Source organism: Rhizorhabdus sp. GW822-FHT03C02 (genome assembly GCF_058801765.1).
The window spans coordinates 232,066-252,798 of record NZ_JBXANN010000009.1; the positions used below are offsets into that span (position 1 = coordinate 232,066).

Consider the following 20,733-nt stretch of genomic DNA (forward strand, 5'->3'; position numbering starts at 1 on the left):
GCCCCATGACCTATGTCGTCACCGATGCCTGCATCCGCTGCAAATATACCGACTGCGTGGCGGCCTGCCCGGTCGATTGCTTCTACGAGGGCGAGAATATGCTGGTGATCGATCCGACCGCCTGCATCGATTGCGGGATATGCGAGCCCGAATGCCCGGCCGACGCGATCCGGTCGGATACCCAGCTGGGGCTCGAAAAATGGCTCGCGCTCAACGCCGAATATGCCGAGATCTGGCCCAATATCGACCGCCGCAAGCCGGCGCCCGCCGACGCCGACGCCTATCGCGACGTCCCGAACAAATATGAGGCCTATTTCGCCGAGAATCTCGCGCCGCCGCTGGCGAAGAGCGCGTGAAGCTGCCGATCGCGCCGCCCGTTCATGCTCAGCACGAGGCCTGGCTTATCGGATTGAACCCTTCCGGAATATCGCCGGGATGAACTCGCCGCGCAGGGGTGTATCTTGTTTCCCATAATGGGAAATGCTATCGAGGCGTGATGAGGATCATCGCCAGGAACAGACTGGTCGACTTCTGGAACAGGCATCCGGAAACGGAGCCGTCGTTGCGACACTGGCACGAGGTCGCTCAGGCGGCGTCGTGGCAGAATCCCCTTCATGCCGTATCCGATTTTTCGAAGGCGAAATCGCTCAACGGCGAGCGGGTAAGGTTCGAGGTGGCAGGCGGCGATTATCGAATGGTGGTGGCTTTCGACTGGAATCGATCGATCGCCTTCATCAAGTTTCTCGGCACTCATGCCGAATATGACAGGATCGACGCTTTGACCGTGAGCCTGTTCTAGCCATGCAGGAAGCTGGTCATATGCACATTCGTCCGATCAAGACCGATGAGGATCATGAAGCGGCGCTTCGCCAGATCGAGGCGCTTTGGGGCAGCGAGGAAGGGACCGAGGCCGGCGATCGGCTCGATGTCCTGGTCACGCTCGTCGAGGCCTATGAGCAGCAGCGCTGGCCGATCGAGCCGCTCGATCCGGTGACCGCGATCAAAGCGGCGATGGAGATGAACGGCTATAGCCGCGCCGATTTCGCGACCCTCGTCGGCCAGTCGCGTGCGACCGAAATCCTCGGCCGCAAGCGGCCGCTGACACTCCGCATGATCCGCAAGATCTCGACCGCGTGGCATGTGCCGGCAAAGATACTGGTGCAGGAATATGCGCTGGACGCCTGATCGATACGACCATCCTCGCCGAGCGCATCACGACAGGGCGTTCACCCGCCGTTGATCCGATCGATCAGCCCCGGCAGTTCGGACAGGCTGGCCAGCCGGGCGTAGCGGTCGCTGCCGTCGGGCGCGCCGGCCTGTTCGTGGCTCCAGGCGCCGTCCTGCGGGATATAGGCCGCCCAGGCGCCGGCCGCGAGCGCGGGCAATATGTCCGATCGCATCGAATCGCCGGCCATGATCGCCTCGTTGGCCCGGACGCCATATCGGTCGAACAGCCGGTGGAAGGTGGCGGCGGTCTTGTCGCTGACGATCTCGACCCCCGCGAAGCGGTCGCCGAGCCCCGATGCCGCCAGCTTCGCCTCCTGGTGGAGCAGGTCGCCCTTGGTGACGAGGATCAGCCGGCCGCGATCGGCGAGCGCGTCGAGCGCGGCCTCGATCCCGTCGAACAGCTCGACCGGATGCGCGAGCAGTGATCGTCCCGCTGCGAGCAGCCCGGCGACGGTCGGCGCGGTCAGCGCGTCGCCGCACAGTTCGACCGCGGTCTCGATCATCGACAAGGTGAAGCCCTTGGCGCCATAGCCGTAGAGCGGCAGGTTGCGCGCCTCGCAGGCTTCGAGCGTCGCCCGCGCCACCCCGGCATCGGCGAACGGGCGCAGCATCTCGAGCAGCGCATCCTCGGTCGCGTTGAAATGGCGCATATTGTGCCAGAGCGTGTCGTCGGCATCGAGGCAGATCAGGCGGATCGTCATGGCGCCTGTTTTGCATCGGCGGCAGCGATCGGCCACGCATAAAATATGCGGGTGCAAATGGCCCCTGGGCGCCGACCTCGCCCGTCATCCCGGCCCCCGGGTCGGGGCTCCGCCCCGTCCGAGGACAGGCATCGCCCGGGATCTCGGGAGGCACGGGCGCGCCAGATCCTCACGAGATTCCGGCCTCCGCCGGAATGACGAAATTGGGTTAGGCCGCGAACTTGGCACCGGCGCAGATCAGCAATGCGGCTTGTCGGGGTGGGTCTCGGGGAAGATGCGCAGCCGCCTTTTCCCCCAATAGCTCAGGTCGATCGCGATCCTGACCGGCGCGCCGTCGAGGGTGTAGATCGCCTGGTCGCCCTTGGTGCCGCTGCCGGTGAAGCAATATTTCCAGCCCTGTTTCGCCAGCGCGTCGCCGGCGGTCTGGACCGCATATTGGTCGTTGTCGTTCCACAGCGTCAGCCGGTCGAAGCCGCCGCCGCCGTCGCTGCCCACCAGGTCGACCGCGGCGCTGTACGGGCCCTGGCCGGCGAGCATCACCCCCTGCCGCCGACACCGCATCGAGTCCGTCTCGCCGAGGCAGCGGGTGAAGCCGGCCTTCAGCGCGTCGTCGAGGCTGCCGCGCACCGGCAGCCCCTCGAACCTGAGCAGCGGCGGCGGCGGACGATGCGGGGCTTCGCATCCCGACAGCAGGATGAGCGCGGTCAGCGCGCTGGCGCCGATCACCGGACGGGAAGGACGCCGTATTCGATCCATGATCGCTCCTTGCCGTTGCGGCGCCTTGGGAAGGGGGGCCGAACCATCAGAAGGGGGAGAACTGCGACGACAACCGGCGATGCCACCATGCCAGTCCCGCGACCGCCGCCAACTCGATCGCCAGCGCCGCCGCCTGCAGGATCGCGCGGCTGTCGTCGAGGAACAGCACCGTCGTGACAATGATCAAGGTCGCGGTCGCCGCGGCGTTCGCCGCGCCGGTCGTGGCGATCCGCGCCCAGTCGCGCTCGAGCATCGCCCAGGCCATGCGCAGATGGCCGATGCCGAGCAGCAGCAACAGGCCGGTCAGCGACGGCATCGCCGAGCGGTTGGCGTCGGTGACGAGCGGATTATGCACCGCTCCCCCCGCCCGCAGGCCCTGCGCCGGGTCGGGCGCGGGGAGGCCGATCGCGGCCGCGATCAGCAGCGCCGCCACCGGCACGATCAGCAGGATCGCAAGCGCATGGTTCGCCAACCCGAACCGCCCCCGCGGATCGGCCGGCATGTCGCGCCACGCCCCGACCAGGCAACCGATCGCGAACGCCATCGGCCGGCCATCCTTGGCCGCCGCCGCATATTCGGCCTGCATCGCCAGCGCCCATTCGCGACGATGCTCGCCCAGCGAGCAGACCGCCAGCGCCATCACCGCCCGGGCGACGGCGGCGGTCATGCCGGCGAGATCCTGGCGGCGGGCAGGGGGCCATGATCGGTCACTGCCCGCGCGAGCGCGAGGCCATCGGCGGTCAGCCGATAGGCATGACGCGCGGGGCGGCCGGGCTGCACGGGTTCGCGCCACTCGGCCTCGACCAGACCCTGGTCGGTCATCCGCATCAGCAGCGGGTAGAGCGTGCCCGACAGCAGCCCGGTCTGCTTCATCAGCTCATAGCCGTGACGCCAGATTTGCGCCTGCGCGGACAGGGCTTCGAGGAGCATGAGCATCTGTTTCGATGGTCGTCGGCTACCGGTCATAGCTTAAAGCAACATATGTAGAGTTGTGAGTCAAGCTGGTCGGACGCGAGACGAATATCCCCATTGCCTTGACCGCGTGCAGGCCCGATCCTCGCCAGGTCACAGGGGAGGAAGCGGCATGCGGCGGTTGTGGAACATCATGGCGGCGTCGCTGCTGGCGCTTGCTGGCGGCACGGCCGGCGCCGCGCCGATCCTCGCGCCGCCGGTGGCGCCCGGGCCCGCGGTCCGGCCGTTCGTGCGGGTGCCCGCGGGCCGGATCGCGCTCGCCCATGTCCGGCTGATCGACGGCACCGGCGCGCCGGCGCAGGCCGATCGCACGATCATCCTCGACGGCGCCAGGATCGTCGCGGTCCAGGCGGGCGGGGATCCGCTACCGGCCGGGGTCACCGTCGTCGACCTCAGCGGGCAGACGGTGATGCCGGGCATCGTCGGCATGCACGACCATATGTATTACATCCAGCGGCCCAATGCCGATGCCAGCGGCCATTTCGAGGACCCGACCCCGCTGGTCCCGCAGATGACCTTCTCGTCGCCGCGGCTCTATCTCGCCAATGGCGTGACGACGATGCGCACCACCGGCAGCGTCGAGCCCTATACCGACCTCAATGTGAAGCGGGTGATCGACGCCGGCGAACTGGTCGGTCCGCATATCGACGTGACCGGCCCCTATCTCGAGGGCAAGGACAGCATCTTCATCCAGATGCACCAGCTCGACGGACCCGAGGATGCGCGGCGGACGGTCGACTTCTGGGCCGACCAGGGGGTGACCTCGTTCAAGGCCTATATGAACATCAGCCGCGCCGAGCTGAAGGCCGCCGCCGACGCCGCGCATAAACGCGGATTGAAGATCACCGGCCATCTCTGCTCGGTGACCTATCCCGAGGCCGCCGAGGCCGGGATCGACGATCTCGAACATGGTTTCTGGGTCAACACCCAGCTCGATCCCGGCAAGGCCGCCGATCGCTGCCCGAAGAGCGGCGGCGAGCCGACCCTGCTGGCGATGGACCCGGCGAGCCCGCAAGCCAAGGCGCTGATCGACCTGCTGGTGCGCCGCAAGGTCGCGGTGACCTCGACCCTGCCGGTGTTCGAGGGCGCATCGCCCGGCTACCGCACGCTGCCGCCGCGCATCCTCGAGGTGATGAGCCCCGAGGCGCGCACCGATTATTTCTACCTGCGCACCCTCAACCTCGCCCGCAAGCCCGAACGGATCGCGACGATGGCGAAGATGTGGGCGAACGAACTGGCGATGGAGCGCGCCTTCGTCGCCGCCGGTGGGCTGCTGATCGCCGGCCCCGATCCGACCGGTGGCGGCCAGGTGATCCCGGGCTTCGGCGATCTCCACGGCATCGAACTGCTGGTCGAGGCGGGCTTCGCGCCTGAACAGGCGATCCGCATCGCCACCCTCAACGGCGCGACCTATCTCGGCCTCGCCGACCGCATCGGATCGATCGCGCCGGGCAAGCAGGCCGACCTGGTGGTGATCAAAGGCGACCCGTCGAAGACGATCGCCGACATTCAGAATGTCGAGATCGTCTTCAAGGACGGGATCGGCTATGACAGCGCGAAGCTGCTGGCGTCGGTGCGCGGACGGTATGGGCAATATTGATGAAGTTTCCGTCGCGCGACATTGATATGGGGCGACCGAAATCACCACTTTCGTCATGCTGAACTTGTTTCAGCATCCACTCCTCCACTCGGGAACGGCCCCTTGTCGCACGGTGGATGCTGAAACAAGTTCAGCATGACGGAAGTTTAAATCCGGTTGCCCTGACCTCGGTTAGCAATCTCGATCATTCGACATCCCTCGACCCACGGTTCGATCAGTTCGGATATGCCCCCGCATCAGTGCATCATCTTGGCGACCGCCGCGTCGAGCGCGCCGAGCGAGCAGGGCTTGTCCAAGCGCAGGCTGTTGGCATCGGCATGCGGTTCGACCAGCGCATAGCCCGAGAAATAGATGACGCGCAGATCGGGGCGCGTCACCCGTGCGATCTCGGCGAGGCGCAGGCCGTCGAGCCCGGGCATGCCGATATCGGTGATCAGCAGGTCGATCGCGTCGTCCATCTGGCCAAGGCGGTCGAGCGCCTGGGTGCCGCTGGCGGCCTCGCTGACCCGATGGCCGAGATCGCGCAGCATGTCGCTGGTGACCATGCGGACCAAAGCTTCGTCGTCGACGCATAAAATGTGCATGCTATGTCCTGACTCGGTTACGCTACTTGAAAAAATACGGATTCAGTACGGCTTCTCGCCCATGACGTTGCCGCCTTCGCCATAGCGGCAGACGAAGAAGTCGTCGGTCTTGCCGCTGACCAGCGCACAGCCGATCCTGGTGCTCGAACGCCAGACCATCTGGGTATAATGGCCGACATCTTCGAGATTGCCGGTGGTGCTGCTGTCGGGAAAGACGCCATGCTTGTAGAAGCGGCGTTCGTCGGCCCAATATTGCGACATCGCCTCGACCGAATATTGGCCCGCGGTCCCCGCCCACAGATTTTCGCCTTCGGGATCGGTGTCGGCGGCGTCGTCGACCGAATGTTCGAGATGGCCGAGCACCGCCAGATGCTCGGCCCAGCCCGCGGCGTCGCGGGCCAGTGCCGCGTCCCATTTGAGACCGGCGACCCCCAGCTTCGCGCGCTCGGCATTCTGGACCGAAAGCGTGCGGGCGGGCAGGTCATTGGGCGCCGCAGCATTGCCGAGGAGCATGAGGGCGAGGATCGGCGCAGCCAGCAGGCTGCCGATGGCGCGTGACGGGGACCGTTGCATGTGCATGTCCGATAGGTTCGAGGGGCAGGCCGCATGTCGAAATGCCACTGCGTTCGGTTCGCGCCGGTCGAGAAGCGGACATTATCGCGGCGATATAGTCGCCTGCTGTCCATCGATTTCCGGCTCAATTCGTTCCTGACGGGAAACGTCTTGCTCACCTAACCCTCGATGCAAGATTAAGTTCAAATATGTTTTAAATTATATTAGAAATTATTTACGTCGTTTAGCAATCGGCGCGGAGTTTTATTTTAGATAATACTGCTACGTCGAATGGCGAAAAGAATCGCAGTGGCTTTCATGTCTCCGTGACGGATTCCCCGACCGGCCCCGCCGCGAGCATCCGCCGCCAATGGTCGATCGTCGTCGTCGCGCGATATTCGGCCTGCATCTCGGGGGTGAGGATCTCGATCATCTGCCGGCCCTCGATCCACAGCTCGATCACCCCGAACATGCCGCCGCGCTTGCGATATTTGGCGGCCCAGCCTTCGCGCGCGGCGATCGCCAGCACCGCCTTGTAGCCGAGCGTGGTGCCGACCGCGGCATGGGTGGGGCTGAACCGGTCGCGGCCGCCCAGCGCGCCATAGGCGTCGGCGTCGCCCGGGGCCTCGCGCAGCAGCGTGCCCGCCGGATAGACCTCGATCGCGGTGCGATATTCGTCGTCGGACAGCGCGATCCAGCCATCGTCGGACACCGGCGGAAAGGGCAGGGCGGCGCCGCCGATGAACTCGGCCATCACCCCGGCGACATGGCGGGGATCGTCGGCGGCGATCGAGACGTGGAACAGCATCGGGTGATTCTCCTCATTCGCCGCCGAAATGATATGTGGCACAAAAAGTGTCAATATAGATTTGACATAGTTTGTGCCACTTTCTACCAGCCGATCATGAACGCCGAGACCCCGACCCGGGAAACCCGCAAGGACGATGTCCGTAACCGCATCGTCGACGCGCTGCTCGCGCTGCTCGCCGCCGGCGACGACATCAACCATGACCGGGTCGCCGAGCGCGCCGGGATCGGCCGGCGCACCGTCTATCGTTACTTCCCCGATCGCGAGGCGCTGATGCAGGCGGTCTGGGCCCGGGTCACCGAGATGGCGGGGCCGAAGGTGAGCTTCCCGGCGAGCGAGGCCGATCTGCTGGCGACGATGCCGGCGATCTACCAGGGTTTCGACGAGGTCGCCGATCTGGCGACGCTGCTGCGCTCGACCCCGCAGGGGCGGCAGGTGCGGCTGTCGCAGCGCCAGCGCCGCGTCGATGCCTATGGCGCGGCGCTCGCCGATGCGGTCAAGGATCTGCCCGAAGACGACCGGCTGCTCGCGACCGCGATGGTCCAGGTGCTCCACACCACCCCCTGGCTCGAGATGCGCGACCATTGGGGGCTCGACGGCGCTCGGATCGCGCGCGCCTGCGGCTGGGCGGTACAGGTGCTGCTCAAGGATCTGCGCGCCCGCGGCGACCGGCCGCTCGCCGATGGTCCGGCTCGCGAAGACCAGGCGTGACGATCGCATGGCGAGGAAGAAATATCGGCTGACCGCGACGATGGCCGACGGCTACGTCAAGACGATCGGCCCGACCGCGACCCCCTTCACCCATTATTGGCGGATCGTCGCGGTGCTCGCCAACGGCAAGACCGAGGTCTTCTGGGGCCATGAGCAGTCGCTCGCCGAGGCGAAGAAGAAACGCACCGCGACCGCCGAGGCCGCGGTCATGCGCGGCTGGGTGCGCTATGATTTCGAGATCGCCGAGCTGGTGAAGGAGCCGGCATGAGGGGATGGGCGTATCGCGCATCGTCGCCCCGGCGGAGGCCGGGGCCGCGCAAGGCAGAGGTGCAAAGGGTGAAGCGGGAGAATCGATGAAGAGCTATCTCGTTACTCGAGGCTCATGGCAGGAGTCTTGCGCGGCCCCGGCCTCCGCCGGGGCGACGGTCATTTGAGCCCGCTGGCGTCAGGCCGGGATCTCCGGATCGGCCGATAGTTCGACCCGCGTCGGGCCGGTGCGACGCCGCTGGCTCGCGAACAGGCCGAGGCCGCTGGCGACGATCAGCGCCGCGCCGCTCAGCGCGACCGGATCGGGGCGGTCGCCGAAGATCAGCGCGCCGAGCAGCAGCGCGACCAGCAACTGGACATACATGGTCGGCGCGACCGTCGCCGCGCTCGCGCGCAGCGTCGCCAGATAGATCAGCATATGGCCGCTGGTCGCGATCGCGGCGATCAGCGCGCAGCGCGCGATCACCGTCCAATCGGGGACCGCGACATGCATCGGCGGCCAGCGGCTCAGATGGCCGGCGATCGCGAAGCCGGCGGCGATCGGGGTGGCGAACAGCGCGACCGCATATTGCGCCTTGAGCGGCGATCCGGTCGCCGCCGCACGCCGGTTGAGCAGCATCAGGCTGGCCATGCCGAACGCCGACAGCAGTGGCCAGCCCGCCGCCCAGCCCATGTCGCCGGCATCGGGGCGCAGGATCACCAGCACCCCGGCAAAGGCGACCCCTGAGGCGATCCAGGTCGATCGCGGCGCACGGTCGCCCAGCAGCAGCGCCGACAGGATCGCGGTGATCGCCGGGTTGGCGAACTGGATCGAGGTGGCGTTGGCGAGCGGCATCGCGTGGAACGCCATGAAGATCGCGAAGCTGGCGATCGCCAGCGTCAGCCCGCGCAGCGCCTGCAACCCGGGCTGGGCGATCGCGAGCGCGCCCGGCCCCTCGCGCCATCGCAGCACGACCCCGAGCCCGATCGCCCCGAACAGGAAGCGCATCGTCGCGATCGCGCTCGCCGGCCATTCGTCGACCGTGGATTTGGTGATCGCATCGCCGCACGAGAGCACCGCGAAGCCGGCAAGGCCGATCAGCAGCCCGACGGTCGCCGCCTGGGGATTGGGCCTGTGGTCACCCGGTGTCATCGCCCGGGTTTCGGGGATGGTGGGACGCTTGTCAAACGGGGTGGAGCTTCCTTCCCTTTCGTCGCCCCGGCCTTGTGCCGAGATCCATGGCTATTGCCGCGCAGGCCATCGCCGAGGATCGAAACGCAACATGACCGGCTCGCCTCCGTCCGAGGATAGTGGCTGACGCACCAGCCATGGACCCCGCAACAGGTGCGGGGCGACGCGTCAGTGAGGCGCATATCGCCCCCAGTCCCACCCTTGCGAACCGGTTCAAATTCCATATAGTGCAACAAGTGAACAGATAATGGGAGGATGGTCGCGTGAGGGCATGGCGGACGGCGTTGGCGATGGGGGGCGCGCTGGTCGCGGTGGCGGCCGCGGCGCAGGGGCGGCCGGGGGCCGATCCGCAGGCCGGCGATCCGCTCGCCGCCGCCTTTCGCGATCCGCCGCAGGCGGCGCGGCCGCGGGTTTGGTGGCATTGGGTCGACGGCAACATCAGCGAGGACGGGATCGCCCGCGACCTCGCCTGGCTCAAGCGGATCGGGGTCGCCGGGGTCCAGAATTTCGACGCCGCGCTCGCCACCCCGCAGGTCGTCGACCGGCGCATCGTCTATATGTCGCCCGAATGGAAACATGCCTTCCGCTTCGCGGTCGGGCGTGCCGATGCGCTCGGCCTCGAATATGGCATCGCCGCCTCGCCGGGCTGGAGCGAGACCGGTGGCCCCTGGGTGAAGCCCGAGGACGGGATGAAGAAGCTGGTGTGGAGCGAGACCGTCGTCGCGGGCGGCCGGCGCTTCACCGGCATTTTGCCGCTGCCGCCCGCGGTCGCCGGCCCCTATCAGGCGATCGCGCGGCCGCCCGAACATGGCTTCCAGGGCCCCGATCTCTACCGCGACACCGTCCTGCTCGCCTGGCGCCAGCCCAATGCCGTACCGCTCGCGCCGCCGGCCGCGGTGACGGTCAACGGCGCCGCGATCGATGCCGCGGCGCTGTTCGACGGCCGCGCCGAGGGCCAGGCGCATGGCGGCATCGCGCTGCCGACGGGCAAGGCCGGGACGATGACATTCGATTATGGCCGGCCGCAGACGGTCCGGTCGCTCGCCCTCCACATCGCCGACCTGCCGCAGCGCTCCTTCGCCGGGCCGCTGGCGCCGCGGATCGAGGCGAGCGACGATGGCCAGACGTGGCGCAAGGTCGCCGACATCAAGCTGACGATGCTGCCGACCACGGCGAGCTTCGCCCCCGTCACCGCCCGCCATTTCCGCATCGTCTTCGCCCGCGGCCCGCGCCCCGACACCTCCTCCTATGCGGTGACCCCGGGCGCCGATCTCAGCGCGATGGGCAGCATCGGCGGCGCCAGCACCGCCGAGCCGCGGCTGGTCGCGCTGCGCCTGTCGGGCGAGGCGCGGGTCAATGCGTTCGAACAGAAGGCCGGGTTCATCCTCGCCAACGACTATTATGCGCTCGATGCGAGTGTCGGAGACGATGCCGCCGGGGTCGCGCCGGGCGATGTCGTCGATCTGACCGGCCGGATGGACGCCGCCGGCCATCTCGACTGGACCCCGCCGGCGGGGCGCTGGCGGGTGCTGCGGCTCGGCTATTCGCTGACCGGCAAGGCCAATGCGCCGGCGACCGCGGAATCGACCGGGCTCGAGGTCGACAAATATGATGCGGCGGCGGTCGGCCGCTATCTCGACCATTATTTCACGATGTACCGCGACACGGTCGGCGCCGATCTGTTCGGGCGGCGCGGGCTGACCACCCTGGTCACCGACAGCACCGAGGTCGGCCCGTCGAACTGGACCCCGGCGCTGCGCGAGCAGTTCCGCCGCTTGCGCGGCTATGACCCGCTGCCCTGGCTGCCCGCGCTCACCGGCACGATCGTCGGATCGCGCAGCCGGTCGGACGCCTTCCTCTACGATTATCGCCGCACCCTCGCCGATCTCACCACCAGCGAACATTATGCGACGGTGGCGAAGGCGGCGCGCGCGCAGGGGCTGACCGTCTATGGCGAGTCGCTCGAGGGCAATCGCTTCATCTCGACCCTCGGCGACGATCTCGACATGCGCAGCCATGCCGATGTGCCGATGGCGGCGATGTGGGCGTTCGGCCGGAAACCCGGATCGGCGCTGGTCGCCGACATGCGCGGCGCGGCCTCGGTCGCGCATTTTTATGGCCGGCCCTATGTCGCGGCGGAATCGCTGACCTCGGTGCTCAACCCCTGGGCGCATGCCCCGGGCGATCTCCAGCCGATGATCGACGCCGAATTCGCCAACGGCATCAACCGGCCGTTCCTGCACAGCGTCGTCCACCAGCCGCTCGAGGACAAGCAGCCCGGGCTGACCCTGTCGGCGTTCGGCCAATATCTCAACCGGCACGAGACCTGGGCCGAGATGGCCAAGCCGTGGATCGACTATATCGCGCGCAACAGCCTGATGCTCGAACAGGGGCGCAACGTCGCCGACGTCGCTTTCTTCTATGGCGAGGAGGCGCCGATCGGGGTCCAGGCCGATGCCGGCTATCCCGCCGAGGTGCCGACCCGTTACGCCTATGACTTCGTCAGCGCGGCGATGCTCGGCGCGCTGACCGGCGAGAAGGGCGATCTCGTCAGCCCCGGCGGCGCCCGCTATCGCGCGCTCTATCTCGGCGGCACCAGCCGGCTGATGACGCTGGCGACGCTGCGCAAGGTCGCGGCGCTGGCCGATGGCGGTGCGCTGATCGTCGGCGATGCCCCGACCGGATCGCCGGGCCTCGCCGACGACCGCGCCGAATATGATGCGTTGGTCAAGCGGCTCTGGGGCGCCGGCAGGATCGTCCCCGGCAAGGGCATCGAGGCCGCGCTGGCCGCGCGCGGCATCGCCCCCGATTTCGACACGCCGCGCGCCGACGGCCGCGACATCGCGTTCGTCCACCGCCGCACCGGCGACGGCGATCTCTATTATGTGGCGAACCGCAGCGGGCGGGCCGAAGCGGTCGAGGCGCGCTTCGCGGTCAGCGGCAAGGCCGCCGAGTTCTGGTACGCCGACAGCGGCACCGCCGAACCCGCGTCCTACCGGATCGACGGCGATGCCACGATCGTTCCGCTCGACCTGCGGGCAGGGGAGTCGCTGTTCGTGCTGTTCCGCACCCCGGCGACCGCGCCGGCGCGGACGATCGCCCGGCCGGTCGAGACCGTGCTGACCACCCTCGCCGGACCGTGGGATGTCGCCTTCCAGCCCGGCCGCGGCGCGCCCGCCGGCACCCGGCTCGAAAAACTCGCCTCGCTGACCGACCAGGCCGATCCCGGCATCCGCTATTTCTCAGGTCTCGCCAGCTATGCGAGCGACTTCACCCTGGCGAAGGCGCCGGCGAAGGGGGCCTCGCTGTGGCTCGATCTCGGCAAGGTCGGCGACGTCGCCGAGGTCCGGGTCAATGGCCGGGTCGCCGGGATCGCGTGGAAGGCGCCCTACCGGATCGACATCGGCGCGCTGGCGCGGCGCGGGCGCAACCGCGTCGAGGTGCGGGTCGCCAATCTGTGGGTCAACCGGCTGATCGGCGACAAGCAGCCGGGCGCCGCCAAGGTCGCCCAGGTCTATCTGCCGACCTATATGGCGAAGGCGCCGCTCAGGCCGTCGGGGCTGATCGGGCCGGTGACGATCGTGGCGCGCTCGCGCTGACCGGCAGGCCGCTCAAGCCAGCCCGAGATGCCGCCGCAGGAACTGCGCCTGTTCGGCGAGCAGTTCATGGTCCTCGGGCGCGGCGCCGTAGAAGCCGCCATGCCCCATCGCCTCCCAGATGCTCAGTTCGGCCGGCACCCCGGCGCGCTTGAGCGCGCGGTGCATCAGCACGGTGTTCGACAGGAACAGGTCGCGCGTGCCCGAGGTCAGCAGGGTCGGCGGGAAGCCCTTGGCGAAGTCGCCGAACAAGGGCGAGAGATAGGGGTGCTTCAGGTCATTGCCACCGGCATAGAGCGCGATCGACTTGGTCAGCCGCCCGGTCAGCACCGGATCGACCCCCATATTGGTCTCGAAACTGTCGCCGGATTCGGTCAGGTCGGCCTCGGGCGAATGCAGCACGCAGGCGGCGGGCATCGCCAGCCCCTGGTCGCGCGCCTTGAGCAGGCAGGACGCGGCGAGCCCGGCCCCGGCCGACGGGCCATAGACGACGATGTCCTGCGCGGCGTGCCGGTCGAGCAGGAAGCGGTACGCCTCGACCGCGTCGTCGAGCCCGGCGGGGAAGGGGGCGTGCGGCGGCATGCGATAGTCGATCGACCAGGTCCGGAGCCCGGTCAGCCCGGCGAGCCCGAACCCGGCATAGGCCGCGGCGATCCCGTGCCCCATCGTGAAGCCGCCGCCATGGATATAGAGCAGCGCCTTGTCCGCCGGCACCGGCTGGCGCGGCGCGATCTCGTAGAGGGTGGCGTGCGAGAGCCGATGTTCGGAGACGATGGGCGCGGTGTCGGGGGAGAGCCGCGATGCCATCATCGCGGTGAGCATCGCGTTGCGCTCGGCGATATGGTCTTCCCAGCCGGCCTTGTCGCCCGGATCGGGCTCGCCGCCGCTGCTGCCGAACGGGCTCGGCCGGGCGAGGATCGCCTGTGCCTCGGGGCTGACCGTGGTCGGGGCGCCGATGGTGCGCGACGCTATGATGAGGCCGGCGGCCGGATCTTCGCTCATGATCATCCTCTCTCGTTATGCGGCGATGATAGGCAGGATCGCAGGGCGTAGCCAATCCGGCTTTCAATCGCGCCGGAGCCGGCTAGAACCGGGCGATATTCCCTCGAAGAAAGCGCGCGCCGATGACGAACAAGCCGGTCACCACCCTGATGCTCGCCGCGCTGCTGGCACTGGCGGCCACGCCGGCTACCAGCGTGTCGGCACAGCCGCCGCGGCCGGTGGCCGAGCCGGTGCCGCTGGTGCTGATGACCGATTTCGGGCTGCGCGACGGGGCGGTGTCGGAGGTGAAGGGGGTCGCCTACGGTGTCTCGCAGAAACTGCTGATCTCCGACCTCACCCATGAGATTCCGGCCGGCGACATCTGGGCCGGCGCCTATCGCCTCTATCAGGTCGCGCCTTACTGGCCGAAGGGGACGGTGTTCGTCGGCGTGGTCGATCCCGGCGTCGGCACCAGCCGGCTGTCGATCGGGGTGAAGACCCGCGCCGGCCATATCTATATCCTGCCCGACAACGGCCTGATCACCCTGATCGACGAGGTCGAGACCATCGTCGAGGCGCGGAGGATCGACGAGCATGTCAACCGGCTGCCGGGTTCGGAAAAGAGCAACACCTTCCACGGCCGCGACGTGTTCGGCTATACCGGCGCCCGGCTGGCGGCAGGGGTGATAAACTTCGAACAGGTCGGCCCGACCGTCCCCATCGAGAAACTGGTGCGCTTGCCCCACCAGCAGCCGGTGCGCGAGGGCGACGTGCTCAAGGGCGACATCCCCGCGCTCGACATCCAATATGGCAATGTCTGGACCAACATCCCGCAGACGCTGTTCGACCAGCTCGGCGCGAAGCCCGGCGACAGGCTCAAGGTCGAGATATTCCACGACGGCAAGCCGGTCGACACGGTCGTCGCACCCTATGCCCAGTCGTTCGGCTTCGTCCCCGAGGGCCAGCCGCTGGTCTATATCAACAGCCTGTTCAACCTGTCGCTGGCGCTCAACATGGGCAATTATGCCGCCGACCGACATATCGGATCGGGCAGCGGCTGGACGGTGCGGGTCAGCCGGCCGTGATCGCGTCTCGACGGCGATGGTAGAAATGCGTCATCATCGCCGCGCCGAGCATCGGCGCCAGCAGGTTGACGAACGGCACCAGGAACAGCGCGGTCACCGCGGTGCCGATCAGCATCCGGCCGCCGCGTGATCCGCGCATCCAGGTGCGGCGGCTCGCGCGGTCGCCATGGCGCGACGCGACCATCTCGCCGAGGTCGGCGCCGAAGGCGATGCCGTTGACGATCATGAAGGCGATCGGGGTGCCGACCCCGGTGACCAGCAGCAGGATGTAGAGCGGCAGCGCGATCAGATTGTAGAGCAGCACCCGGCCCGCCGATCGCAGCCCGAGCAGCAGCCCCTCGACAATCCCCCCCGATCGTGCCCGCGCCGCGGCGACGGGGTAATGGCGCGCCTCGATCACCGTGCTGATCCGCTCGACGAACGCGCCGATAACCCCGAGCGCGATCGCTGGGAACAGCAGCCACATCGCCAGCAGGGTCAGCGCCACCGCGCCGAGACCGCTCGTCGAGGCGCCGAGTTCGCAGGCGTCCGCGCCGACCAGGCTGCACGGGTCGCTGCCGTCGAGCAGCCAGCCGATGCCGATGCCCGCCGCGACGAAGATCAGCAGGGTGACGAGCAGCGACTGCACGAGGACCCCGAGGATGCGCCGGTCGGCGAGGTCGCCGATGGAGAGGAAGAGGCTCGCGATCATGTGCGCTCTACGGCTGGTGGAGAGACGGGTTCCGGACCGCATGGGCGCGCGCCACAACGCCGGTGCCGACATTCGGTGCTACCTGACATATCCAAGGCTGAAACTCCTGATCCGTTCGTGTCGAGCGCAGTCGAGACACGTGCCACTAGCGCAACGTGTCTCGACTGCGCTCGACACGAACGGGAAGACTAGTCAGAACCTCAGCGGTTGGTTCAGTCCGCCATTTCGGCCACGACCCCATGCGCCTCCCACGCCGCCGCGATCCGCGGCATGCTCGTCTCGATCCAGTCGGCGAGCAGCCGCACCTTCTCGGCGGCCTCGCGGCCGAGCGGGGTCAGGCTATAGTCGACATGCGGCGGCACGATCGCCAGAGCGTGCCGGTCGACCATCCCGTCCTGTTCGAGCCATTGCAGCGTCTGCGCCAGCATCCGTTCGCTGACCCCGTCGATCGCGCGGCGCAGCTCGCCGAACCGCAGCGTGCGCGCTTCGAGCGCGATCAGCACCAGCACCCCCCAGCGGCTGGTGACATGTTTCAATATCTCGCGCGACGGGCAGGCCGCCGCCATCAGGTCGCCGCGCGCCAGCTTTTCGGACAGGGTGGCGACGGGTTCGGAGCTTTTTTCCATACTAACAAATATGTATGTACTTACGAAAAATAAGCAAGACGCTTAGTTGAGGTCGGCATCAACCGCGAAGGACATCGCCACCATGACCGCATCCACCCCGATCATCGCCGTCACCGGCGCCACCGGCCAGCTCGGCCGCCTCGTCATCGCAGCGCTCGCGCGCCGGGTTCCCGCCGAACGGATCGTCGCGCTGGCGCGCTCACCCGAAAAGGCGGCGGACCTCGGTGTCGCGGTGCGTGCGTTCGACTATGCCGTGCCCGCGTCGCTCGCGCCGGCGCTCGACGGGGTCGACACGCTGCTGCTGATCTCGTCGAGCGAGGTCGGCCAGCGGATCGCGCAGCACGGAGCGGTGATCGCGGCGGCGAAGGCGGCAGGGGTGCGGCGGATCGTCTATACCAGCCTGCTCCATGCCGATCGCTCGCCGCTCGGCCTCGCGGTCGAGCATCGCGCGACCGAGGATGCGCTGGCGGCGTCGGGGCTGGCGGTGACGCTGCTGCGCAACGGCTGGTACAGCGAGAATTATGCCGGCCCGATCGCCGGAGCGCTCGCCGCCGGTACGCTGATCGGCAGTTCGGGGGAGGGGCGGATCTCGGCGGCGCCGCGCGCCGACTATGCCGAGGCGGCGGCGATCGCGCTGACCGGCGAGGATCATGCCGGCCGGACCCATGAACTGGCCGGCGACACCGCCTTCACCCTCGCCGACCTCGCCGCCGAGCTGTCGCGCCAGACCGGCCGCGACATCCCCTATCGCAACCTCGCCGAAGCCGACTATGCCGCTGCCCTCGCCGCCGCCGGGCTCCCCGACAGCCTCGCCGCGGCGCTCGCGAGCTGGGACGTCGGCGCGGCCGGCGGCGCGCTGTTCGACGATGGCCGGACATTGTCGGGGCTGCTCGGCCGGCCGACCGGATCGCTGGCCGGCGCGGTGACGGCGATGCTGGGGTAAGGAGGAAAGCTGACGTCGCCGCCCCGGTCCTGCGCCCATAGGCGCTGATTTGGGACTTTCCCCTCCTTCGTCATTCCGGGCTTGACCCGGAATCTCTTTGCCTCTGGTGGGCGGAAGAAGAAGTGAGATCCCGGATTAAATCCGGGATGACGGGGTAGGGCAAGTTTACCCATGCGAGCGGCGGCCCATCCTCCCCATATGTTGGAAAGCATGCTTTACACTTGTCACCGCCTCCTGTAAAAGAAGCTTTACAGGAGGCGGTGATGTTCAAACCCAGGCAATATGTGATCGAATTGGGCGGCGCGATGATCCTCTATGGGGTGCTGCTGGTCGGCGCGAACGCGGTCGAGCGTGCGATACGGCCCGAGGGGCTGCTCAAGCTGGCGATCAACCTCACCCCGATGATCGGTGCGGTGGCGGCCGCCTGGGCGATCCTGCGCGGGCTGTGGCGGATGGACGAGATGCAGCGTCGCATCCAATATGACGCGATCGCGCTGTCCTTTCTCGGCACGGCGCTGATCACCTTCGGCTGGGGTTTCGCCGAGGGGGCGGGGCTTCCGCATCTGCGCGCCTTCTCGGTCTGGCCGATCATGTGCACCTTGTGGGGCTTCGGCATGGTCGTCGCCCAGCGCCGCTACCGATAACGGCCCGGGAATGAACAACCGGCTCAAGGAACTGCGCCTCGCCCGCGACTGGAGCCAGGGCAATCTCGCCGACGCGCTGTCGGTGTCGCGCCAGACGGTCAATGCGATCGAAAATGGCCGCTACGATCCCAGCCTGCCGCTGGCCTTCACCATCGCCGCGCTGTTCGGGCTGCGGATCGAGGATATCTTCATTCCCTGACGGCGTCATCGCCCGGTGGCGGTCGGCCGGGGCAGGGCGGCGATCGTCTCGTGCACCGTCCCCTGCCCGCCGAGCAGCGCCGGCAGGTCGGCCTCGGCGAGCGCCTCGGAGAACAGGAAACCCTGCATCTGGTGGCAGCCGACCTCGACCAGATAGCGCCGCTGCGCCTCGGTCTCGACCCCTTCGGCGGTGACCGTCAGTCCCATCGTCTCGCCGATCCGCACCAGCGCCTCGATCAGCGAGGCGGAGTCGACCTCATGGCCGATCTGCTCGACGAACGATCGGTCGATCTTGATCTTGTCGACCGCGAAGCGGCGCAGATAGCTCAGCGACGAATAGCCGGTGCCGAAATCGTCGAGCGCGATCCGGAACCCCGCCGCGCGCAGCCCGCTCATCACCGCCTGGACCAGATCGTCCTGTTCGAGCAGCACCCCCTCGGTGACCTCGAGCTCGATCTGCGACGGGCTCACCCCCGCCGCGCGGACGATCGCGGCGAGCCGGTCGACGATGTTCGCGCCGTGGAACTGCGCCGGCGACAGGTTGACCGCGACGAACAGATGCGGCCAGCGGCGCGCCACCCGGCACGCCTGCAGCAGCACCCATTCGCCGAGCAGCGAGATCTGGCCGCTATCCTCGGCGATCGGGATGAACTGGTCGGGCGGGATCGGCCCGCGCTCGGGATGCTGCCAGCGCACCAGTGCCTCGAGCCCGACGATGGTGACGCCGTCGGGGTTCATCTCGGGCTGGTAGAGCACGCAGAGCTGCTCGCTGCCGCCCAGCGCCGCGCGCAGATCCTCCTCGATCGCATTCTGGAACTGGACATGCTCGTCCATGTCGGCGCGGAACATCCGGAAGCCGTCGCGCCCCTCGGCCTTGGCGCGGTAGAGCGCGATGTCGGCGCGGCGGATCAGCTCCATGCGGTCGCGGCCCGCCTCGGGCGCGCAGACGAAGCCGATGCTGGCGCGCGCGAACACCGCGCTGCCGAGGATCTGGAACGGGCTGCGCACCGCCTTGAGGATGCGCGCGCAGGCCAGCTCGGCCTCGGCCCGGCCGGCGATCCCGGTCAGCAGCACCGCGAACTCGTCGCCGCCCAACCGCGCGACGATGTCGCCGTCGTCCAGCAGTGCGGCGATCCGCGCCCCGAACTGGCGGATCAGCCCGTCGCCGATCAGATGGCCGAGCGTGTCGTTGACGTTCTTGAAGCGGTCGAGATCGAGCATCAGCAGCGCGATCTGCCGATCCCCGCCCGACCCATCCCCGATCGCGGCGAGCGCATGGTCGAGCCGCTCGTTGAACAGCGCGCGGTTGGGCAGGCCGGTGAGGGTGTCGTGATAGGCCAGATGCTGGGCCTGCGCCTCGCTCGCGCGCAGCTGGACCAGCGTGTCGCGCAGCTCGTCGGTCGATCGTCGCAGCCACCACAGCAACCCGCCCATCAGCGTCACCATCGCCAGGATCATCAGCGTGGTGATCGGCGCCAGCACCATCATGATCCGGCTGCCCGGCTGTTCGGGCTGCCACACCAGATAGCCGATCCGGTCGTGGCGCTCGCTGTCGAGCGGCAGCGCCCGTTCGCCCGGATCGCGGCGGCCGTCGCGCGAGAAGCGCGCGCCCTCGATCAGGTTGCGGTCCTGCAGCTCCTGCAGGAACCTGCCGTCGAGGAAGCGGATCGAGATCATCAGCGGCTCGATCCCCGGCGGCTGGAGCTCGGGGGTCGAGGCGCGGATCCGCATCACGCTGACCGATGCCGGCCGGCCGGCGACGCTGGCGAGTTCGGTGTCGTGGATCGCGCGCTCGGTGGTCAGCACATCGGCCCCCGGCCGCGCCCAGTTCGGGTGGCGATCGAACTTGTTGCTCGGGGTCCGGCGGCGGCCGCGCGCCTCGTCGATCATGTAGCGCAGATCGGCGCGGACCGCCTCGAACCCGGCGGCCGGCGCCCTGTGTCCGTCGATGCTGGCGTAGATCGGCGCGTCGCGGTCGTCGACGATATAGGTGCGGTCATGGCCGAACACCTTGTTGAGCCACAGCCCGACATTGTCGTGGATCCAGCCCATGTCGGGGTCTGGCTGACTCAGCCGGGTCGCGGTCTCGTCCCACACCGCGACGGTTTCCTGTTCGAGCGCGAGCCGGGCGACGCTGTCGTCGAAGGCGCGCTGGGTGGTGCGGACCTGGCGCTCGATCGAAATCGCGTTGCTGCGGCTGGTCGTCCAGTAGAGGCCGAAGATCATCAGCAGGATCGCGGCGATCGCGATGCCGGTCATCGGCACCAGGATCTTGGGTCCGAAACGCCAATCGGATCTGGATACGCCCATCGCCACGCAACCACCCCCCGCAAGGCCTCCTGTATCGGCCAGCGGCGGGAAGATGTCGATAAGCGGCTATCCGCCTTCGCTGGCCCCGGTGCGATGAGCGCCGAGGGGTCTCCCTTCCTTCGTCGCCCCGCACTTGTTGCGGGGTCCATGGCTATCTCCTCGCAGGCCGCCGCTGAGGATCAGGCGCAGCATCCCCAGCCCGCTTTTCATCCCGCCATAGCGCCCGCCGCACCAGCCATGGACCCCGCAACAAGATCCCATGGGGAGTGGATAGTGACCGCCGCTCTGCCAGAGTGAGGTTGCTGACCAA

Annotated in this window: 23 protein-coding genes; 11 read left to right on the forward strand and 12 right to left on the reverse strand. The window is 68.0% G+C overall.

Annotation, left to right across the window (positions count from 1 at the left end; all coding sequences use genetic code 11):
• The first annotated feature begins 5 nt into the window (after positions 1–5).
• The 3 genes from fdxA to AC1RM6_RS21420 all read left to right on the forward strand — a co-directional run bounded on the left by fdxA (position 6) and on the right by AC1RM6_RS21420 (position 1,185).
• The gene (gene fdxA, locus AC1RM6_RS21410; RefSeq protein WP_493104937.1) at positions 6–356 is read left to right on the forward strand and encodes a ferredoxin FdxA; all 351 of its coding nucleotides are present in this window, start codon (positions 6–8) and stop codon (positions 354–356) included.
• Positions 357–496: 140 nt separating this feature from the next.
• Positions 497–799 (forward strand): type II toxin-antitoxin system HigB family toxin, encoded by a 303-nt coding sequence (locus AC1RM6_RS21415; protein WP_493104939.1) that lies wholly within the window; start codon positions 497–499, stop codon positions 797–799.
• A gap of 20 nt (positions 800–819) precedes the next feature.
• Positions 820–1,185 (forward strand): helix-turn-helix domain-containing protein, encoded by a 366-nt coding sequence (locus AC1RM6_RS21420; protein WP_493104941.1) that lies wholly within the window; start codon positions 820–822, stop codon positions 1,183–1,185.
• A gap of 41 nt (positions 1,186–1,226) precedes the next feature.
• Here the strand turns inward: AC1RM6_RS21420 and AC1RM6_RS21425 are convergent, their stop codons facing one another.
• The 4 genes from AC1RM6_RS21425 to AC1RM6_RS21440 all read right to left on the reverse strand — a co-directional run bounded on the left by AC1RM6_RS21425 (position 1,227) and on the right by AC1RM6_RS21440 (position 3,614).
• Positions 1,227–1,928, reverse strand: coding sequence for an HAD family hydrolase (locus AC1RM6_RS21425; protein ID WP_493104942.1), 702 nt, complete (start codon positions 1,926–1,928; stop codon positions 1,227–1,229).
• Between the two features lie 237 nt (positions 1,929–2,165).
• Positions 2,166–2,684: a hypothetical protein gene (locus AC1RM6_RS21430; protein ID WP_493104943.1), complete on the reverse strand. Its 519-nt coding sequence runs from the start codon at positions 2,682–2,684 to the stop codon at positions 2,166–2,168.
• 46 nt (positions 2,685–2,730) lie between these two features.
• A complete protein-coding gene (locus AC1RM6_RS21435; protein ID WP_493104945.1) occupies positions 2,731–3,351 on the reverse strand; it encodes a hypothetical protein in 621 nt (206 codons plus the stop codon).
• Positions 3,348–3,614 carry a PadR family transcriptional regulator gene (locus tag AC1RM6_RS21440; RefSeq protein WP_493104947.1) on the reverse strand — a complete coding sequence of 89 codons (267 nt, stop codon included), beginning with the start codon at positions 3,612–3,614 and terminating at the stop codon, positions 3,348–3,350. Before AC1RM6_RS21440 ends, AC1RM6_RS21435 begins: the two co-directional genes overlap by 4 nt.
• Before the next feature lie 154 nt (positions 3,615–3,768).
• Between AC1RM6_RS21440 and AC1RM6_RS21445 the strand changes: the two genes are divergently transcribed.
• A complete protein-coding gene (locus AC1RM6_RS21445; RefSeq protein ID WP_493104949.1) occupies positions 3,769–5,256 on the forward strand; it encodes an amidohydrolase family protein in 1,488 nt (495 codons plus the stop codon).
• Between the two features lie 236 nt (positions 5,257–5,492).
• Here the strand turns inward: AC1RM6_RS21445 and AC1RM6_RS21450 are convergent, their stop codons facing one another.
• The 3 genes from AC1RM6_RS21450 to AC1RM6_RS21460 all read right to left on the reverse strand — a co-directional run bounded on the left by AC1RM6_RS21450 (position 5,493) and on the right by AC1RM6_RS21460 (position 7,200).
• Positions 5,493–5,840 (reverse strand): response regulator, encoded by a 348-nt coding sequence (locus AC1RM6_RS21450; RefSeq protein WP_493104951.1) that lies wholly within the window; start codon positions 5,838–5,840, stop codon positions 5,493–5,495.
• A gap of 42 nt (positions 5,841–5,882) precedes the next feature.
• On the reverse strand, positions 5,883–6,413 hold the full coding sequence (locus AC1RM6_RS21455; RefSeq protein ID WP_493104953.1) for a CAP domain-containing protein: 531 nt from the start codon (positions 6,411–6,413) through the stop codon (positions 5,883–5,885).
• Positions 6,414–6,708: 295 nt separating this feature from the next.
• Entirely contained in the window at positions 6,709–7,200 is a 492-nt protein-coding gene (locus AC1RM6_RS21460) for a hypothetical protein (protein WP_493104954.1), read from the reverse strand.
• A gap of 96 nt (positions 7,201–7,296) precedes the next feature.
• Here AC1RM6_RS21460 and AC1RM6_RS21465 point away from each other — a divergent pair, with 96 nt between their 5' ends.
• On the forward strand, positions 7,297–7,911 hold the full coding sequence (locus AC1RM6_RS21465; RefSeq protein ID WP_493104956.1) for a TetR/AcrR family transcriptional regulator: 615 nt from the start codon (positions 7,297–7,299) through the stop codon (positions 7,909–7,911).
• A gap of 7 nt (positions 7,912–7,918) precedes the next feature.
• Positions 7,919–8,179: a hypothetical protein gene (locus tag AC1RM6_RS21470; protein WP_493104957.1), complete on the forward strand. Its 261-nt coding sequence runs from the start codon at positions 7,919–7,921 to the stop codon at positions 8,177–8,179.
• 177 nt (positions 8,180–8,356) lie between these two features.
• Here AC1RM6_RS21470 and AC1RM6_RS21475 read toward each other — a convergent pair whose 3' ends face one another.
• A complete protein-coding gene (locus AC1RM6_RS21475) occupies positions 8,357–9,310 on the reverse strand; it encodes a DMT family transporter (RefSeq protein ID WP_493104959.1) in 954 nt (317 codons plus the stop codon).
• A gap of 302 nt (positions 9,311–9,612) precedes the next feature.
• Here AC1RM6_RS21475 and AC1RM6_RS21480 point away from each other — a divergent pair, with 302 nt between their 5' ends.
• Positions 9,613–12,948 (forward strand): glycosyl hydrolase, encoded by a 3,336-nt coding sequence (locus AC1RM6_RS21480; RefSeq protein ID WP_493104961.1) that lies wholly within the window; start codon positions 9,613–9,615, stop codon positions 12,946–12,948.
• Between the two features lie 12 nt (positions 12,949–12,960).
• Here the strand turns inward: AC1RM6_RS21480 and AC1RM6_RS21485 are convergent, their stop codons facing one another.
• The gene (locus AC1RM6_RS21485) at positions 12,961–13,947 is read right to left on the reverse strand and encodes an alpha/beta hydrolase (RefSeq protein WP_493104963.1); all 987 of its coding nucleotides are present in this window, start codon (positions 13,945–13,947) and stop codon (positions 12,961–12,963) included.
• A 122-nt stretch (positions 13,948–14,069) separates the two neighbouring features.
• On the opposite strand from AC1RM6_RS21485, the gene AC1RM6_RS21490 reads away from it, so the two are divergent.
• A complete protein-coding gene (locus AC1RM6_RS21490; protein ID WP_493104965.1) occupies positions 14,070–15,011 on the forward strand; it encodes an SAM hydrolase/SAM-dependent halogenase family protein in 942 nt (313 codons plus the stop codon).
• Here the strand turns inward: AC1RM6_RS21490 and AC1RM6_RS21495 are convergent.
• Together AC1RM6_RS21495 and AC1RM6_RS21500 are read right to left on the reverse strand one after the other, a co-directional pair.
• On the reverse strand, positions 14,998–15,702 hold the full coding sequence (locus AC1RM6_RS21495; protein WP_493104967.1) for an EI24 domain-containing protein: 705 nt from the start codon (positions 15,700–15,702) through the stop codon (positions 14,998–15,000). The two genes, AC1RM6_RS21490 and AC1RM6_RS21495, sit on opposite strands and share 14 nt — an antisense overlap.
• A gap of 212 nt (positions 15,703–15,914) precedes the next feature.
• Positions 15,915–16,328 carry a winged helix-turn-helix transcriptional regulator gene (locus AC1RM6_RS21500; RefSeq protein ID WP_493104969.1) on the reverse strand — a complete coding sequence of 138 codons (414 nt, stop codon included), beginning with the start codon at positions 16,326–16,328 and terminating at the stop codon, positions 15,915–15,917.
• An 82-nt stretch (positions 16,329–16,410) separates the two neighbouring features.
• Between AC1RM6_RS21500 and AC1RM6_RS21505 the strand changes: the two genes are divergently transcribed.
• The 3 genes from AC1RM6_RS21505 to AC1RM6_RS21515 all read left to right on the forward strand — a co-directional run bounded on the left by AC1RM6_RS21505 (position 16,411) and on the right by AC1RM6_RS21515 (position 18,114).
• Positions 16,411–17,271, forward strand: coding sequence for an NAD(P)H-binding protein (locus tag AC1RM6_RS21505; RefSeq protein WP_493104971.1), 861 nt, complete (start codon positions 16,411–16,413; stop codon positions 17,269–17,271).
• A gap of 263 nt (positions 17,272–17,534) precedes the next feature.
• Complete coding sequence (locus tag AC1RM6_RS21510) at positions 17,535–17,915, forward strand: hypothetical protein (protein WP_493104972.1); 381 nt, start codon at positions 17,535–17,537, stop codon at positions 17,913–17,915.
• 10 nt (positions 17,916–17,925) lie between these two features.
• Positions 17,926–18,114 carry a helix-turn-helix transcriptional regulator gene (locus AC1RM6_RS21515; RefSeq protein ID WP_493104974.1) on the forward strand — a complete coding sequence of 63 codons (189 nt, stop codon included), beginning with the start codon at positions 17,926–17,928 and terminating at the stop codon, positions 18,112–18,114.
• A gap of 5 nt (positions 18,115–18,119) precedes the next feature.
• Here the strand turns inward: AC1RM6_RS21515 and AC1RM6_RS21520 are convergent, their stop codons facing one another.
• A complete protein-coding gene (locus AC1RM6_RS21520) occupies positions 18,120–20,372 on the reverse strand; it encodes a putative bifunctional diguanylate cyclase/phosphodiesterase (RefSeq protein WP_493104975.1) in 2,253 nt (750 codons plus the stop codon).
• Positions 20,373–20,733 lie beyond the last annotated feature (361 nt).